At 72.0% G+C, this 17061-nt stretch carries 13 protein-coding genes; 2 read left to right on the forward strand and 11 right to left on the reverse strand.

Features of this window, described 5'->3' with window-relative positions; genetic code table 11:
* Positions 1 to 313: 313 nt before the first annotated feature.
* Positions 314 to 1432: a M48 family metallopeptidase gene (locus tag ACZ6A9_RS19855; protein WP_468987275.1), complete on the forward strand. Its 1119-nt coding sequence runs from the start codon at positions 314 to 316 to the stop codon at positions 1430 to 1432.
* Between the two features lie 205 nt (positions 1433 to 1637).
* Here the strand turns inward: ACZ6A9_RS19855 and ACZ6A9_RS19860 are convergent, their stop codons facing one another.
* The 5 genes from ACZ6A9_RS19860 to proB form a co-directional block, all read right to left on the reverse strand.
* Positions 1638 to 2711, reverse strand: a complete 1074-nt coding sequence (locus ACZ6A9_RS19860; RefSeq protein WP_468987276.1) for an SCO2583 family membrane protein — start codon at positions 2709 to 2711, stop codon at positions 1638 to 1640.
* Between the two features lie 75 nt (positions 2712 to 2786).
* Positions 2787 to 3353: an SCO2584 family spore wall biosynthesis protein gene (locus ACZ6A9_RS19865; RefSeq protein ID WP_468987279.1), complete on the reverse strand. Its 567-nt coding sequence runs from the start codon at positions 3351 to 3353 to the stop codon at positions 2787 to 2789.
* A 99-nt stretch (positions 3354 to 3452) separates the two neighbouring features.
* Positions 3453 to 4739 carry a glutamate-5-semialdehyde dehydrogenase gene (locus tag ACZ6A9_RS19870; protein ID WP_468987281.1) on the reverse strand — a complete coding sequence of 429 codons (1287 nt, stop codon included), beginning with the start codon at positions 4737 to 4739 and terminating at the stop codon, positions 3453 to 3455.
* A gap of 64 nt (positions 4740 to 4803) precedes the next feature.
* Positions 4804 to 5256, reverse strand: coding sequence for a hypothetical protein (locus tag ACZ6A9_RS19875; RefSeq protein ID WP_468987796.1), 453 nt, complete (start codon positions 5254 to 5256; stop codon positions 4804 to 4806).
* Between the two features lie 141 nt (positions 5257 to 5397).
* Positions 5398 to 6504: a glutamate 5-kinase gene (proB, locus tag ACZ6A9_RS19880; protein WP_468987284.1), complete on the reverse strand. Its 1107-nt coding sequence runs from the start codon at positions 6502 to 6504 to the stop codon at positions 5398 to 5400.
* A 253-nt stretch (positions 6505 to 6757) separates the two neighbouring features.
* Here proB and ACZ6A9_RS19885 point away from each other — a divergent pair, with 253 nt between their 5' ends.
* Entirely contained in the window at positions 6758 to 8875 is a 2118-nt protein-coding gene (locus tag ACZ6A9_RS19885; protein ID WP_468987286.1) for a hypothetical protein, read from the forward strand.
* Here ACZ6A9_RS19885 and ACZ6A9_RS19890 read toward each other — a convergent pair.
* From ACZ6A9_RS19890 to rplU, 6 genes are all read right to left on the reverse strand, one after another.
* Positions 8844 to 10070, reverse strand: a complete 1227-nt coding sequence (locus ACZ6A9_RS19890; RefSeq protein WP_468987289.1) for a glycosyltransferase family 2 protein — start codon at positions 10068 to 10070, stop codon at positions 8844 to 8846. The genes ACZ6A9_RS19885 and ACZ6A9_RS19890 overlap by 32 nt on opposite strands.
* Before the next feature lie 207 nt (positions 10071 to 10277).
* A complete protein-coding gene (locus tag ACZ6A9_RS19895) occupies positions 10278 to 12383 on the reverse strand; it encodes a hypothetical protein (RefSeq protein ID WP_468987291.1) in 2106 nt (701 codons plus the stop codon).
* A 148-nt stretch (positions 12384 to 12531) separates the two neighbouring features.
* Complete coding sequence (locus tag ACZ6A9_RS19900) at positions 12532 to 14028, reverse strand: D-ribitol-5-phosphate cytidylyltransferase (protein WP_468987294.1); 1497 nt, start codon at positions 14026 to 14028, stop codon at positions 12532 to 12534.
* A gap of 767 nt (positions 14029 to 14795) precedes the next feature.
* Positions 14796 to 16241, reverse strand: coding sequence for a GTPase ObgE (gene obgE / locus ACZ6A9_RS19905; protein WP_468987296.1), 1446 nt, complete (start codon positions 16239 to 16241; stop codon positions 14796 to 14798).
* 106 nt (positions 16242 to 16347) lie between these two features.
* Positions 16348 to 16602 carry a 50S ribosomal protein L27 gene (gene rpmA / locus ACZ6A9_RS19910; RefSeq protein ID WP_055632588.1) on the reverse strand — a complete coding sequence of 85 codons (255 nt, stop codon included), beginning with the start codon at positions 16600 to 16602 and terminating at the stop codon, positions 16348 to 16350.
* Positions 16603 to 16616: 14 nt separating this feature from the next.
* Entirely contained in the window at positions 16617 to 16937 is a 321-nt protein-coding gene (rplU, locus tag ACZ6A9_RS19915; RefSeq protein WP_004931419.1) for a 50S ribosomal protein L21, read from the reverse strand.
* Positions 16938 to 17061 lie beyond the last annotated feature (124 nt).

Below are 17061 nucleotides of genomic sequence, written 5' to 3' on the forward strand. Positions count from 1 at the left end.
CTCCGCGACGATCACGCCGACTCCACCGTTGCGGGCGTCCGTGGCGTCCTTCAGCGCCGCGGCAGGAACCTTGCCGGGCTCTCAGTCGTCCTTCCGGCTGTAGCCGCGCAACAGGAACCACGCGGTGAGCGCACAACCCACCAGCATGACGACCAGAACGATCCGGATCACGATTCCCGCGCCTCCTCGGCCCCGCAGAGCGTCCGTACTGCCCGTCCACGGTATCTCCGCCTAGGCTGGGGCTTCGCCGCGGGGGAGCGAAGGGCCGCGACGCGGGGCCCGTACAGGTCACTCAGACGCACATGGGGGAAACATGTCCGACGGCCACCAGCACAACGGGCACGAGAGCGTGCCGAGCAGGCAGCGCAGGCGCTTCCCCGGAATCTCCTCGCGTGCGTACGAACACCCCGCCGACCGCTCCGCACTGGTGGCGCTGCGGAAGCTGAGCGGCTTCGACACGGTCTTCAAGGCGCTCAGCGGGCTGCTGCCCGAGCGCAGCCTGCGGCTGCTGTTCCTGTCCGACTCGGTACGGGTCTCGGACCGGCAGTTCGCCCACCTCAACGACATGCTGCGGGACGCCTGTTACATCCTGGACCTGGAGAAGGTCCCGCCGATGTACGTCAACCAGGACCCGAACCCGAACGCCATGTGCATCGGTCTCGACGAGCCGATCATCGTGGTGACGACGGGACTGGTGGAGCTGCTCGACGAGGAGGAGATGCGGGCGGTCGTCGGGCACGAGGTCGGGCACGCCCTGTCCGGGCACGCCGTGTACCGGACGATCCTGCTGTTCCTGACGTCGCTGGCGGTCCGGGTCGCGTGGATCCCGCTCGGCAACTTCGCGATCATGGCGATCGTGACGGCGCTGCGCGAGTGGTTCCGCAAGTCGGAGCTCTCCGCGGACCGTGCGGGGCTGCTGGTCGGCCAGGACCTGCGGGCGTCGATGCGCGGTCTGATGAAGATCGCGGGCGGCAACCACCTGCACGAGATGAACGTGGACGCGTTCCTGGAGCAGGCCGAGGAGTACGAGGCCGGGGGCGATCTGCGCGACTCCGTGCTGAAGATCCTCAACGTACTGCCCCGCTCGCACCCGTTCACCACGGTGCGGGCCGCCGAGCTGAAGAAGTGGGAGGCCTCCCGGGACTACCAGCGCATCCTGGACGGCCACTACCCGCGCCGCGACGAGGACAAGGACGCCTCGGTGAGGGACTCCTGGCGGGAGTCGGCGAGCGCCTACGCGGGCGAGGTGAAGAACTCCAAGGACCCGCTGATGAAGCTGGTCAGCGACCTCGCGGGCGGTGCCGGCGACCTGGGCGACCGGGTCCGCCGCGGCTTCGGCGGCTTCGCGTCCCCGGGCCCGGGGCAGGGACCGGCGCAGCCGGACGGCCCGGCGGACCCGGACGCCGGAGGCCCGCCGCGCGGCGACGCCTGACGTCCCGCGGCCTCGGCCCCGCGCCGGGACGCGCCGGGACGCCCTGCCGGAACCCCTCACCGACCCCGACGGCTGGGGGAGCCGGTGACTGGACCGGGGACGGGGGCGGGCGGCTGTCCGCCGGGCGGGTCGTGGGTCCTGGCCGACGGCGGGGACCGGGATCCCGTGCGAGGCCCCGGGGACGGTGACCGCGCGTCGGGGGCGCTCAGAGGTCCGGCTGGGCGGCGGGTGACAGGGAGCCGCACACGGCCGGGGCCGTGTCGGTGGTGTAGGGGTCGGTGCCGACGGGGGCGTCCTTCTCGGCCGTCTGGCCGGCGAGCAGCGGGCGCAGCCGGCCGGCGGCGTCCTCGGCGCAGGACAGGGGTCCGGCCTGGAGGTGGGCGACGACGAGCTCGGCCTGGTGCAGGCGCAGGTCGTCGTGGTCGAAGCGGAAGTGCAGTTCGCGGCGGACGGTGAACAGCGACGCCTCGGCGTCCCGGCCGGCGCCGGCCGGCCGCACCGCGTACACGAAGGTGTGGGCGGTGGTCACCTCGAGGGTGGTGGAGTCGGCCTCGGCCGCCCGCATGGTGCCGCGGACGCGGATGCCCTGGTCGGCCAGTTCCACCCGGGAGGGGTCGAAGCGGACCAGCCATCCGGTGGGCGCGTGCCGTCCGTCCGCGGCCGGCCGGTCGAAGCTCCGGTCGAACTGGCCGTGCTGCCCGGAGTCGAGCAGCAGCCGTACGGGGCGGGTCTCCCCGCCGGTGAGCACCCCCGGGTCGAGGGAGGACCGTACGAGATAGTCCTTCGCGGTGAGCAGGGCGGTGACGACCTGGCTGTCGGAGAAGTGCTCGGTGCTCCGGGACGGCGGGAGGGGCACGCCGTCGGCGCCGGTGTTGAAGGGGGCCGCGGGGCTGCGCGCGTACAGCCGCTCGACGTCGGTGGTGCCGGGCACCTCGCCCTGGGGGGCGAGCGGGACGACGGCCGTCCGCAGCGGCTCGGCGGGCCGCTGGCCCGCGGGACTCCGGTAGGGGCTGCGCACGCCCAGGTAGACGGCGGTGCCGAAGGCCACCGCGATCAGCAGGACCAGGATCAGTGCCTGCCGGGACAGTCCGCCCCTGCGCAGGGGTGGACTGCGGCGGACGGCCGGGGCGTGGGCGGTGATGCGCTCCCGTGCGGAGTACTCCTGGAGCCGGGCAGCCCGGACGAAGGACTCGTCGAAGACGACGGACCGGTACTCGTCCTCTCCGCCTCCGGGGGCTCCCTCGGGTGTCCCCTCGGGCGGGTCAGAAGGCCCTCCCATATCTTCAGGGTAGGTCCGGGGGCGGCGCGGTAAACGCCCGCCGGGTCTCGAGTTCCCGCCGGCCCGCGGCGGGTCTCAGGGGCCGCCGCCGGGGATCACCGGGACGGCCGGCTGGGAGTAGTCGGCCGACGCGGAGGGCACGGCGGCGCTGCCCAGCTCCACACCGGTGGTGGCGGGTGGCGGGGCGGGGTCCTGCCGGCCCGCGGAGCCGCCCCGGTAGACGGCCGAGAAGGCGAGCGCGACCATGCCGATGCCCATCACCAGGGCGAGCACCCAGGCGACGGGACGGTGCCAGCGCACCTGCCTGCCGAACGGGCCCAGGGAGCCGTAGTCGTCCTCCAGTGCGTCCGCGTCGGCGTCCGGGTCGTCGTGGTGCGGGCCGCCCCGGTAGCCGCCGTACGCGTCGTCGTAGCGCTCGCGGCGCGCGCGGGTGCGGTGGGCCTCGGCCTCGCTGGCCTCGGCTCTGGCCTGGGCGGCGGCCAGGAGGCGTTCGACGGCGGTCGGCTCGTGCACCTTGGCCGCGCGTACGAAGTCCTCGTCGAAGACCACGGAGGCGAACTCTTCGTCCGACACCCCGCGGTCGTGGTCGTCGTCGGGCTCCCTGCCGTCCGGGAACGGCGTGCCCCCCACGTCCTCCGGCACGCGTCCAGGGTAGACCTGGGGGGTCGTTTTGGGCAGACGGTATGGAAATTCATCCATCTGCCGGGACGCCCGTCGCGGCGGGCGTCCGCCGCGCTCGCTTCAGCGCCGTACGTGGCCGTCGCCCGTGACGATGTACTTGGTGCTGGTCAGCTCGGGCAGGCCCATCGGGCCCCGGGCGTGCAGCTTCTGGGTGGAGATGCCGATCTCCGCGCCGAAGCCGAACTGGCCGCCGTCGGTGAAACGGGTCGAGGCGTTCACCGCGACCGTGGTGGAGTCCACCAACTGGGTGAAGCGGCGGGCGGCCTGCTGCGAGGTGGTGACGATGGCCTCGGTGTGTCCCGAGGTCCACAGCCGGATGTGCTCGACGGCCCGGTCGAGGGAGTCGACGACGGCGGCGGCGATGTCGTGGGAGAGGTACTCGGTCTCCCAGTCCTCCGTGGTGGCCTCGACGACGGTGGCGCGGGAGTCCTTCGCGTACGCCATGACGCGCTCGTCGGCGTGCACGGTCACCCCGGCGTCGGCGAGGGCGTCCAGGGCGCGGGGCAGGAACTCGGCGGCGATGTCCTGGTGGACCAGGAGGGTCTCCGCGGCGTTGCACACGCCGACCCGCTGGGCCTTGGAGTTGACCAGGACCTCGACGGCCGTGTCGAGGTCGGCCTGCGCGTCGACGTAGACGTGGCAGTTGCCGGTCCCGGTCTCGATGACCGGGACGACCGACTCCCGCACGACCGTGTCGATGAGGGAGGCGCCGCCGCGCGGGATGAGCACGTCGACCAGGCCCCGGGCGCGCATCAGCTCGCGCACGCTGTCGCGGCTCTCGCCGGGCACCAGCTGCACGGCGTCGGCGGGCAGCCCGGCGCCGTGCACGGCGTCGCGCAGGACCTTCACCAGGGCGGTGTTCGAGCGGTACGCGGAGGAGGAGCCGCGCAGCAGGACCGCGTTGCCGGACTTCAGGCAGAGGGCGGCGGCGTCGACCGTCACGTTCGGCCGGCCCTCGTAGATGATGCCGACGACGCCGAGCGGCACCCGGACCTGGCGCAGGTCGATGCCGTTGGGCAGGGTGGAGCCGCGGACGACCTCGCCGACGGGGTCGGGCAGCGCGGCCACGTCCCGTACGTCGGCGGCGATGGCGCGCACCCGCTCCGGGGTGAGCGTGAGCCGGTCGATCATGCCCTCGCTCAGGCCGCTCTCGCGGGCCTTGGCCACGTCCTGGGCGTTGGCCTCGACGATCTCGCCCGCGCGGACCTCCAGCGCGTCGGCGATGGCGAGCAGCGCGTCGTCCTTGGCGGCGCGCGGCAGCGGCGCGAGGGTGGCCGCGGCGCCCTTGGCCCGGTAGGCGGCCTGGTCGACCGGGGACATCGAGTCGTACGGCGAGAGCGTGGTCATACAGGGAAGGGTAGTGCGGGCGGCGGGCGTGGTCGGCGGTCGTTCCGAACCATGAGACCCGTGTTCAGAAGGGGTGGACGCCGACGGGGGTGGCGAGGACCGGTCCGTATCCGGCGGCGACGCGCTGGTGGTAGGTCGGCCGGTCGATGACCTCCAGGCCGACGATCTCCCACGGCGGCAGGCCCGCGGTCTGCCGGTGCTCGCCCCACAGGCGCAGCGCCACGGCGGCCGCGTCGTGCAGGTCGCGGGCCTCCTCCCAGTAGCGGATCTCCGCGTGGTCCTCGGCGTAGCGGCTGGTCAGCAGGAAGGGGTGGTCGTGGGCCAGTTGTTCCAGGGCCCGGCGGAGCTCCGCGACGGGGGCCGGCGCGCCGGAGACGCTGAGGGTGACGTGCCACAGCCGCGGGAGGTCGTGCGGTTCGCCGCCCGGGAACCGGTCCCCGGCCGCGACGGCGGTCAGGGCGCGCTCCTCGCCGCCCGCGCGGTCGCCACCGCGGGACGCCGTCGTACCGGGGCGCACTCGTCTCACGACGGCCTCCTTCACACGCGGACCGCCCGGGGGTCGGGCGGGCTTGTCCCTGCGACAAAGTTGAGCAGCCCGCCGCGGATCGCGGGGCGATTTTGCGGAACGTCCACCACCGAGGGCGGACGTTCCGGCACATTACGGATGCAGGACCACCAGATCGTCCCTGTGTACGACCTCGCGTTCGTACTCACGTCCGAGATCCCGGGCGAGTTCGCGGGTGGAGCGGCCGATCAGGAGGGGGATCTCCTTGGCGTCGAAGTTGACCAGCCCCCGGGCCACCGCGCGCCCCTCGCGGTCCCGCAGCTCGACCGGGTCGCCCGCGCTGAAATCGCCCTCGACGCCGGCGATGCCGGCCGGCAGCAGCGACTTGCGGCCCTGGACGACCGCGCGCACGGCGCCGTCGTCGAGGGTGAGCGAGCCCTGCGGGGTGGAGGCGTGCTGGAGCCAGAGCAGCCGTTCGGCGGAGCGGCGCCCGGTGGGGTGGAAGTAGGTGCCGGTGTCGCCGCCGGCCAGGGCCTCGGCAGCGTGCACCGTGCTGGTCAGGACCACCTGGATGCCGGCGGCGGCGGCGATCCGTGCGGCCTCGACCTTGGTGACCATGCCGCCGGTGCCGACGCCCGCCTTGCCCGCGCTGCCGATCTCCACGTGCGCGAGGTCCCCGGGGCCCCTGACCTCCGCTATGCGCGAGGTGCCGGGGCGGGAGGGGTCGCCGTCGTAGACGCCGTCCACGTCGGACAGCAGCACCAGCAGGTCGGCGTGGACCAGGTGGGCGACGAGGGCGGCGAGCCGGTCGTTGTCGCCGAAGCGGATCTCGTCGGTGGCGACGGTGTCGTTCTCGTTGACCACCGGGAGGGCGCCCATCGCGAGCAGCTTGTCCAGGGTGCGGGAGGCGTTGCGGTGGTGGGCGCGGCGGCTCATGTCGTCGCTGGTCAGCAGCACCTGCCCGACCCGGACGCCGTAGCGCGCGAAGGAGGCGGTGTAGCGGGCGACCAGCAGCCCCTGGCCGACGCTGGCGGCGGCCTGCTGCCGTGCCAGGTCCCTGGGGCGGCGGCGCAGGCCCAGCGGGGCGAGTCCGGCGGCGATGGCGCCGGACGAGACCAGGACGATCTCCCGCTCTCCCCCGCTCCGCACTTTCGCCAGCACGTCGACGAGCGCGTCCACGCGGTCCGCGTCCAGACCGCCCGCCGCGGTGGTCAGCGACGAGGAGCCGACCTTGACGACGATCCTGCGTGCCTCGCCCACGGCCCGCCTTGCCCCTGCCACCTTGCCGCACGTCCCCTCACGTCGATCGTCTCACCCGCCAGGCAATCTACGCGAAGCAGAGCGAAGGACGCTCGGCGATATCAGCGACCGGACGGGTCCGGGCCGGCGCCCGGAACAGGGCCGTGCCGCACGGCGGACACGGGTGCCGGGGTTCCCGGACACGCGCGTGTCGTCCGGTGGTCGGCGGGCGTTAACCCGGGCGCACGCCCGTGACGACCCTGGAGTGACCGCAGTGCCCGTACCCACACCCCCTCGGCGGTTCGGGGCGGCGATCCGCCTGCCCCGCTTCCCGCTGCTCCGTCCGACCGGCCGTCCCGCCGTCGTCCAGGCACTGGTGGCGGCCGCCCTGGTCGGGGCCTGCGCGGCCCAGGCCGTGGCGGCCCTGTCCCCGCACGCACCGCTGCTGGTCGCGGCGACGGCCCTGTCCCTGGCCGTCGAGGGTGTGCTGTACCGGTGGCAGCGGGGGGTGCTGACCGTGTTCGCGAAGGCGCACGCCGACATCACCGTCCGCCATGTGCTGCGCGATCTGCTGCTGGTGGTGGGCCTGCTGCGGCTGGGGGAACAGCACCGGGAGGGCGAGTACGCGGCGATCGCCGCCGGGCTGCTGGTCTGCTACGCCCTGCACTGCGCCGTCCAGGCGGTGTCGGTGCTGGTCCGCCGTTCCCGCACGCTGCCCGTGGTGACCCGCAACATCGACGTCTCGGCGCTGCGCCTGACCCCCGCCCCGCCCGCCCTGCTGCGCCGTCCGGGCCACCGGCTGCTGGTGCTGGGCCTGCCCGCGACGGCCGGTCTGGCGGCGACCGCGGCCGCCGACGACACCCGGTGGGCGGCGGCCGGTGTCACGCTGTCGCTGGTGCTCACCCTGGCCGGTCTGGCCGCCCTGCTGCTGCGGCTGCTGCCCGGGCGGCGGCCGGCGGACGAGCGGGAGGTGCTCGACTGGTTCGACACGTGGCTGGCGGAGTACCGGCCGACGGTCGGGCTGTACTTCTCCGGCGGGGCGGCCTCCGCCTACCAGGCCGGCATGTGGCTGGAGCCCCTCGCCCGGCTGGGCGCCCGTCCGGTCATCATCCTGCGGGAGCGGTTCATGGTGTCCAGGCTCGCGCCGACCGACATCCCCGTCGTGTGCCTGCCGAAGGTGCCCACGCTGATGCGGCTGGAGCACTCCACGCTCCAGGTGCTCATCCACCCCTCCAACTCCGGCAAGACCTCGCAGGTGCTGCGCATCCCCACGATCAAGCACGCCTTCGTCAACCACGGCGAGAGCGACAAGCTGTCGTCCTGCAACCCGTACGCGAAGGCGTACGACGAGGTGTGGGTGGCAGGTCCGGCGGCGCGGGAGCGCTACGCGCTGGCCGAGGTGGGCGTGGAGGACAAGGACGTGGTGGAGATCGGCCGCCCGCAACTGGACGCCGTGCGCCCCTACGCGGGCCCGCCCGCCGGATCACGTACGACGGTGCTGTACGCGCCGACCTGGGAGGGCTGGGACGGCAACCCGGGGAACACGTCGGTGGTCGCGGCCGGCGAGAACCTCGTACGGGCGCTGCTCGCGGATCCCGGGGTGCGGCTGCTGTACAAGCCGCACCCGCTGACCGGCTCGGTGGACCCGCGGGCGGGCGCCGCGGACCGCCGCATCCGTGAGCTGATCCACGCGGCGAACCGGTCCCGGACCGGCCGGGTCGCGGAGCCGTCGGCGGAACTGGCGCGGCTCACGGCGGAGCTGGACCGGCTCACCACGTCCGATGTCCGGGCGGGCGCCGACCAGGTGGAGCGGATGCTCGCCCAGAGCGCCCCCGAGCCGGGCCGTGCGGAGGCGGTGACGCGCCTGACCGCGGCCTGGGAGGAGACGTACTGGGCCGTGCTGCCCAAGGAGGAGCACCAGGTCGTCACCGACGCCCGGCCCTCCCTCTACGCCTGCTTCAACGTCGCCGATCTGCTGATCAGCGACGTGTCCAGTGTGATCACCGACTTCCTGGCCAGCGGCAAGCCCTACGCGGTGGCCAACACCGGGGACCTCACGGAGCCGGAGTTCCGCGAAGCCTTCCCGACGGTGGCGGCGGCGACCGTCCTGACGCCGGACGCGGCCGGGGTGCCCGCGCTGCTGGACACCGTGCGGCATCCGGAGAAGGACGAACTGTTCCAGGCGCGAGCGGAGTTGAAGCTGCGGCTGCTCGGCCCGGCCGTCCCGGCGTCCCAGGAGCGCTTCGCGGCGGCCGTCGAGGCCCTGTGCGCGGCGGCCCGGGAGCACCGGGCCCGCACCTCGCACACCGCGGAACTGCCCGGTCAGCGCCGGGAGACCGCCGGGGCGGGGCCCGCGACGCTCACAGCGCGGCGGCCTTCCCCCGGGGTCTGACCTGGCGGGACGCGCGCAGGATCCGGCGGACCCTGCGGGCGGCGCGGCGCACCGGGGAGGGCGTGCCGTCCTCGCAGTAGCCGGGGATGGCGCGGGCCTCGTGCGGGGAAGCCCGGTACACGGCGTCGGGTATGCCCGCCGCACGGTCCCGGAAGTGCGGGTAGGCGAGGTAGGCGTGGCGGCCCCGGCGCTTGAGCACGGCCGGCGGCTGCTGCTTCGAGCGGAGGAACTCCAGTACGTCGATGAGGAGTTCCGGCCGCCGCTCGGCCACCAGGTGCAGCCGCAGCCGCTCCTGCACCTTGAGCAGCCGGGCGACGCCCTCGGTCCAGTGGCGTTCCATCAGCGGCCGCGCCAGTTCGAGTTTGCGCTCGCGGACCTCGGCGGTGTCCCTGAGGAACACGGGGCCGAACTGGGGCAGCAGGGTGATCGTGAACGGCCGCAGCATCAGCAGGTCGCGGCGGGGGCCCGCGGGGACGAGGCCGGCGATCAGGTCCATCAGGGCGCGGGCGGAGTCGAAGCGCAGGGTGTAGCCGCCGCTCTTGGTGACGTGCTTGCCGTCGTCGCGGCCCACCAGGTAGTAGCAGGTGTAGTCGGCGACCACCGAGACGCCGTCCGCGCGCAGGTAGGCCTCCATGGTGAACAGCGCGTCCTCGCCGGTCCACAGGGACTCGTCGAACCGCATGCCGTGCCGTTCGAGCAGTGCGCGGCGGAACAGCTTCTGCGCGCTGAGGGTGTACTTGATGTTGGACGAGTAGACGTCGGTGCGCTCCAGCGTCCTGCCCCACATGGACTTCGGCGCGCCGCGGTTGACGCCCTCGATCCGGCCCAGGACGACATCGGTCCCGGCACGGTCGGCCATGTCGACCATCCGCTCGAGGGCCTCGGGTCCGAGCCGGTCGTCGGCGTCGAGGAAGAAGACGTAGCGGCCGCTCGCCTTGTCCAGGCCGACGTTGCGCGGGCCGCTGGGGCCGCCCGAGTTCGGCTGCCGGATCACGGTGACCGGCATGGGGGCGCGGGCCGCGAACTCCTCCAGGCACTGTCCCGTGCCGTCGGTCGAACCGTCGTCGACCGCGACGATCTCGACGCGCTCCGGGCCGATGGTCTGCGCCTCGACGGACGCGAGGCACTCGACCAGGTACGGCATCGCCTCGTATGCACCGATGATCACGGTGACATCAGGCTGTGCCACGGTCACGCTCCCTCTTCACAGGATTTTTCCCTTGCATCGCCTCAATATCTGTGTGTTAGACGGGTGTTCGAAGCAAAGGGTTGTGCCGGCCCTCCGCTTCAGTGGCTCAGGTCACAGCGTGGCCGCGGATTCTCCGGGGTGTCCGAAGGGGCCGGGTTCACGAAAGTCTTTCGTGAACCCAGCCCCTTCGGCTGCCGTGCGGGGGGGGTCTGGTCAGCGCGCCTCGACGCCCTCCGTCTCGCTCTCCGCCGACGTCCGGGGGGCGGGCACCACATCCACCGGTTCCACTTCGGGACCGCCGGCCGTGATCCGGTTCTCCTGGCCGAGGTTGCGCGCCTCGGCCTTCAGGGCGAGCTGCGCGACGGCGGCGTTGAACCGGTCGATGGAGGTCGGTTCGTCCGGGCCGAGCAGGTAGTGCTTGAGCTCCTCGCGGTTTCCGGCCAGCGGGTCGGCGGCCCTGTCGCGGACGGCGTCGAGCAGTACGCCGAGCTGCGCCGCGTCGTTGGAGAGGATCACCGCGGCCCGCACCGCCGTGTTCTGCCGCCTGAACTCCTCCGCGCCGAGTTCCGCGGAGTCGGTGACCGCGTACGGCTTGCCGCTGGCGATGAAGTCGGACACCACGCTGGAGATGTCCGAGACCATCGCGTCGGAGACGTTGAAGCAGTCGTACAGGCGCGGCTCGGCGCCGGTGATGACGCGGTGCTCCCACTCGGGGAAGGAGCTCCAGTAGGCGGCGTTCCACTCGGCGCGCAGCCGGGCGGTCTCCTCGTGCCGGGCGATGTCGACCAGCCCGTCGCGGGTGGCCTCGGCCTCGTCGCTCTTGTCGACGACGCCGGTCAGCCGGGCCAGCCGGGCCTCGATGCGCGCCAGTTCGGCCTTGGCGCGCGACTGGGCGGCGGTGTCGGCGCGGTAGCGGGGGTCGGCCGCGCGGGCGGCGGCGGCCTTCTCGACCAGCGCGGTGATCCGCTGGTGGGCGGCCTTCGCCTTCGCGCTGCGGGTGCCGGTGAAGGGGTGCGGCTTGTACAGGACGCGCACCGCCGGGTCGGTCTCGACCAGCTTCCGCACGATGTTCTCGCCGGCGAGCAGGAGCGAGGTGTTGCCGGGGTTGTCGTCCCAGCCCTCCCAGGTGGGCGCGTACAGGATCGTCGGCATGCGGTCGCCGGGGACGTCCTGCCGGGACCGGATCGGGGCCAGCTGCGGGCGGCCGACCTCGACGATGTCCTCGTCGCGGATGCCGACGTCGGCGATGGCGTAGCGGTCGCGGCCCGCGCGGCCGGCCGTCCACACCTCGTCGTAGACCTTGCTGAACGGGTTGACGCTGGCGAGCTTGTCGCTGTCGCCGTGCCCGATGAAGACGTGCTTCATGGTGGGGACGCGCAGCAGGTGGATGTTCTTGCCGACGTTCGCCGGATACAGCGCGACCCGCACGGTGGACAGGTCCATGTTCATCAGGTGCACCCCTCCGGGCACGCAGACGACGGGGACCGTGGTGGGCGCCAGCTTCTCCAGGATGACGTTCTCGCGCAGGATGACCAGCGGCCGGGTGTCCAGCCGCGCCATGGTCTCCAGCCACATGTTGACCTGGTAGGCGGAGTCCTTGGAGCCGGAGAAGTACAGCACGGTCTCCGGGCGGTAGTCGCGCAGCCAGCCGTCCAGGGCGCCGAGTACCTTCTTGGCGTTCGGCGGGACCCTGCGGCCGCGCAGGTAGGGCAGCAGGGCGAGGAGGTACAGGACGGCCACGCCGACGGTGATGCCGATGCCGGTGTAGCCGATGGCGGCCGAGTCCAGGGAGGCGCCGACGAGGATGCCGGCGACGGCCGCGAGGTCGAGGTGGAGCATCTTCTCGGCGGCCCGGTGGGTCAGCGCGCGCGGCGGGGCGTTCGGGATGCGGATGCGGGAGACCAGGTCGACGTTGCGGGTGGCGACCGGCAGGCTGCGGCGGTGGCGGATCAGGGTGGTGACCGCTCCGTGGCAGACCTGGAGTCCGTAGAACGCGACGAAGCAGGCGATCGCCCCGTAGTAGATCAGGTTGTCCGCGAGGGCGAGGCGGGCCAGCAGCAGGATCAGCAGGAGCTGCCGGATCAGGAAGCGGATCGACAGGCCCGCCCGCACCTTGCTGAGGCGGTTGACCAGGTAGCTGCCCTTGCGGTGCAGATAGTGGTCCGCCAGGTACGTCACGGCGGCCGCGGCGGCGAAGGCGGGGATGCTCGGGACGAGCGCGGCCAGCATGAGGCCGGCGTAGCCCAGCGTCATGAGGACCGCCGCGGCCAGTTCGGCCGCGCTGCCCACCCGGGCGACGCGTATAGCGGTGGATATCACGGAGAAACCTGCTCTGGGAGGGGAGTGCCGGTTTTTGAGTCTGCGTATGGGATGGCTACGGATTCAGGCCCCCGCGAAGCCCCGTTTCTGCATTGTTAACGGGAGACCGCAGAGGCCTGAATTTCCGGAGTCTAATGGGCTGTGATTATTACACGCCGTCCTGTCGGTCCAGCACGGAGGCCAGCGCGCCCTCGAATCCGGAGGCCCGCGCGGCGTCCGCCGTCGGGTCCTGCTGCCGTACGTCGATGACGTGCCCGGTGAGCTCCGACAGCAGTACGTCCAGCGAGGTCCGCGCCACCGCCTCGGAGGACAGCAGGCTGCCCGCGGGCTCCTGGCCGAACGCCTTGGTGCGCATCGGCGTGGCGGTGCGCTCCGGGTTGATGCAGTTGACGCGGACGCCGTCGCCGGCCCACTCGTCGGAGAGGGCCTGGGTGAGGTTCACCATGGCGGCCTTGGTCGAGGAGTAGAGGCTGTACTCGGCGCGTCCGCGGGTGTAGCTGCTGGAGGTGTACAGCAGCAACTGGCCCTTGGTCTCGGCGAGGTACTTGTAGGCGGAGCGGGCGATCTGCACGGGGGCCAGGTAGTTGACCTTCAGCGCCTCCTCGATGGTGGCGTTGTCGGTCTCTGCCAGCTTCCCTATGCGCAGGACGCCCGCGGTGTTGACGACGTAGTCGATGCGGCCCGTCTCGGCGTACGCCTTGGACAGCGCGTCGTCGACCTCCTCCGGGTTCTCCACGTGGGTGCCGGTGGTGGAGCGGCCGAGCGCGAAGACGGTGGCGCCGTAGGACTCGGCGAGCTGGGCGATGTCCTGGCCGATGCCGTAGGAACCGCCGAAGACCACCACGGTCTTGCCGGTGAGCAGCTGGCGGTAGGCCTCCTCGCCGTTCTGCTCGGGGGCGGCGGTGGAGCCGAGCTGGAAGAGCTTGTCGGCGATGAAGACGTCGACGGGCTGGGTGACCTTCATGTTGTACTCGTCACCGGCCACGACGTGGATCGGCACGTCCGGCAGGTACTTGAGCACCACGGAACAGTCGTCCGTCGCCTGGAAGTTGGGGTCGCCCGCGGCGACCTCGTAGGCGTGGCGGATGGTGGACAGCTTGAAGGCCTGCGGGGTCTGGCCGCGGCGCAGCCGGGAGCGGTCCGGGATCTCGGTGATGAACTCGCCGTCCTCGCCGTGGGTGCGGGTGACGATGATGGTGTCCGCGGACGGGATGGCCACGTCGACGGCCTGGTACCGCTCCAGCGCGGTCACGCAGTCGTCGATGACGCGCTGCGACAGCAGGGGGCGTACGGCGTCGTGGAAGAGGACGTTGCGGTCCTCGCCCTCGGCCAGGCCCTCGCCGAGCGCCGCGATGGCCCGCTCGGTGGTCTCGTTCCGCGTCGCGCCGCCCTCGATGATCCGGGTCACCTTGGTGAAGCCGGCCTTGGCGACGATCTTCTCCACGTCGGGCACGTATCCCGGGGCCATCAGCACGATGATGTCGTCGATCGAGCCGGCCTTCTCGAAGGTGGCCAGGGTGTGCTCGATGACTGCCTTGCCGGCGATCTTCAGCAGCTGCTTGGGAATCGACAGACCCACCCGCTGGCCGGTGCCACCGGCCAGGATCACTGCGGTGGTTCGGGGCTTGGCTATGTGCTGGGACACAGGTGACCTACCTTGGGGCGACAGGGAACTTCGAAATGGTCCCACTTGTGGTTACCGCAGTGCAAGGTGAGAGCCCCCCGCCGCCAATGCGCTCGCAACCTGTCATTCACCTAGGACTCCTGGCACTTCGTGAGGGTTCCCCGAACGTGCCGTGAATTGTTGTGAGTAACTGCACAGGAGTTATGCCATTGCCGTGCGTGACGAGTGGGACACGCTCGGCGCTCCGGCGCAGCCCACGTTCTCTTCGTGCAGCGGTGACCGAGGACCTTCGCACGTTCCTTCGACGATGTCCGGTGAACGGTACGCCCTGTGCCCGCGTGCGTCGTCATCGCGGGGTCGGCCGGGTGTCCCGCACGGGGCTCGTGCCGCCCCTCCGGTGGGGTGGGCCGCGACTCCGGTGCCGGTACGGCGGGCGGGCGCGCGGGCAGGTGGCGGCGCACGGGTCCGAGGGGCCGGGCGCCCGGGGACACGCGCGGGCGTGCCGCCGGGCCGCCGGGAGCGCTCCCGGGGTCGCTCAGGGCTCGTTCCGGCGCCGACGCCGCGGGTGCGCGGATCTTCAGCCGGGGGGCGGGGCTGCACGAATTCTTCGCATATTCGATCGCGCCGTTCCACACGATCTTCGAATACGCCATTCACCGGACGCTCATTGCCGTGGAAATTCCATGTTGAGATTCCGGGGCATTGCCGTTTCGTCCGCGCTCTGCCGCCATGAGAGGAGCCCGGCACCCGCGTGGGTGCCGGGCTCATCCTGTCGGGCCGCCGTACGGCTAGAACGGCTCGAAGTCGTCGAACTCCCGCTGGACCTCGTCCCGCTCGGCCTGGCGGTCGCGGCGGCGCTGGGCGGCCGGGCGGGGGGCCTCGAAGCGGTGGTCCTCGCCGCGGCGGCCGAGCATCTCCGCGCCCGCCGTCGCGGTCGGCTCCCAGTCGAAGACGACCGCGTTGTCCTCGGGACCGATGGCGACGCCGTCGCCGGTGCGGGCGCCGGCCTTCATCAGCTGGTCCTCGACACCGAGGCGGTTGAGCCGGTCGGCGAGGTAGCCGACGGCCTCGTCGTTGTTGAAGTCGGTCTGGCGGACCCAGCGTTCGGGCTTCTCACCGCGCACGCGGAAGAGCGGCTCCCCGCCGGTCTCCTCGCGGGTGACGGTGAAGCCCGCGTCGTCGACGGCCTTGGGCCGGATGACGATGCGGGTCGCCTCCTCCTTCGGCTTGGCGGCCCGCGCCTGAGCGACGAGGTCGGCGAGCGCGTACGACAGTTCCTTCAGCCCCATGTGGGCGACGGCCGACACCTCGAAGACGCGGTAGCCGCGCGCCTCCAGGTCGGGCCGCACCATCTCGGCGAGGTCCTTGCCGTCGGGCACGTCGATCTTGTTCAGGACGACCATGCGGGGGCGGTTGTCCAGGCCGCCGTACTGCCGCAGCTCCTCCTCGATGATGTCGAGGTCGGTAAGGGGGTCGCGTTCGGACTCCAGTGTGGCGGTGTCCAGCACGTGCACGAGCACGCTGCACCGCTCGACGTGCCGCAGGAACTCCAGCCCGAGGCCCTTGCCCTGGCTGGCGCCCGGGATCAGCCCCGGCACGTCGGCGATGGTGTAGACGGTCGACCCGGCGGTGACGACGCCGAGGTTCGGGACGAGGGTGGTGAAGGGGTAGTCGGCGATCTTCGGCTTGGCCGCGGAGAGCACGGAGATCAGCGAGGACTTGCCGGCGCTCGGGTAGCCGACGAGGGCCACGTCGGCGACGGTCTTCAGTTCCAGGACGACGTCCCTGAGGTCCCCCGGCTCGCCGAGCAGCGCGAACCCGGGTGCCTTGCGGCGCGCGGAGGCGAGGGCGGCGTTGCCGAGCCCGCCGCGTCCGCCCTGAGCGGCGACGAACGACGTGCCGTGGCCCACCAGGTCGGCGAGCACGTTCCCCGCCTTGTCGAGGACGACGGTGCCGTCCGGCACGGGCAGGACCAGGTCCTGGCCGTCCTTGCCGCTGCGGTTGCCGCCCTCACCGGGCTTGCCGTTGGTGGCCTTGCGGTGCGGGGAGTGGTGGTAGTCGAGGAGGGTCGTCACGGACTGGTCGACGGTGAGGATGACGTCGCCGCCGCGTCCGCCGTTCCCGCCGTCGGGTCCACCGAGCGGCTTGAACTTCTCACGGTGGACGGAGGCACAGCCGTGGCCTCCGCTACCCGCGGCGACGTGCAGCTCGACGCGGTCCACGAAGGTGGTCATGGTGGGGTGCCTCCAGAGACGTATGAGCGGTTCTTTGTCTTAACACGCGAAAGGCGGACCCGCCTTCCCGACCGGGAAGTGAGGTCCGCCTCGCGAAAGCTTCCGATCAGGCGACCGGAACGATGTTCACGACCTTGCGGCCACGGTGGGTGCCGAACTGCACCGCACCGGCGGCCAGGGCGAACAGCGTGTCGTCGCCGCCGCGGCCGACGCCGGCGCCCGGGTGGAAGTGGGTGCCGCGCTGGCGGACCAGGATCTCGCCCGCGTTCACGACCTGACCGCCGAAGCGCTTCACGCCGAGGCGCTGAGCGTTGGAGTCACGACCGTTACGGGTGGACGATGCGCCCTTCTTGTGTGCCATCTCTCCTCAGTCCCTTACTTCGCAGCCGCGGGGATCTCAGTGACCTTGATCGCCGTGTACTGCTGGCGGTGGCCCTGACGACGGCGGTAGCCGGTCTTGTTCTTGTAGCGCAGAATGTCGATCTTCTGGCCCTTGTGGTGGTCCACGACCTCGGCCTGGACCTTGATGCCGGCCAGGACCCACGGGTCGCTGGTCACGGCGTCGCCGTCGACGACGAGCAGGGTCGAGAGCTCGACCGTGTCGCCCACCTTGGCGGTGGAAATCTTGTCAACCTCAACGATGTCGCCGACAGCAACCTTGTGCTGGCGACCACCGCTGCGCACGATGGCGTACACGCGGATCTCACTCTCACTCGAAGAACGGCACCCCCGCAGGCCAGCCACCCGGCAATGAACACGGACGACCTCTCCCGGCCACCGAGGCACCCGGAAGGAAGAGGTTTACGGGGATGTGGCGGCC

This window comes from Streptomyces sp. NPDC041124, assembly GCF_055592385.1.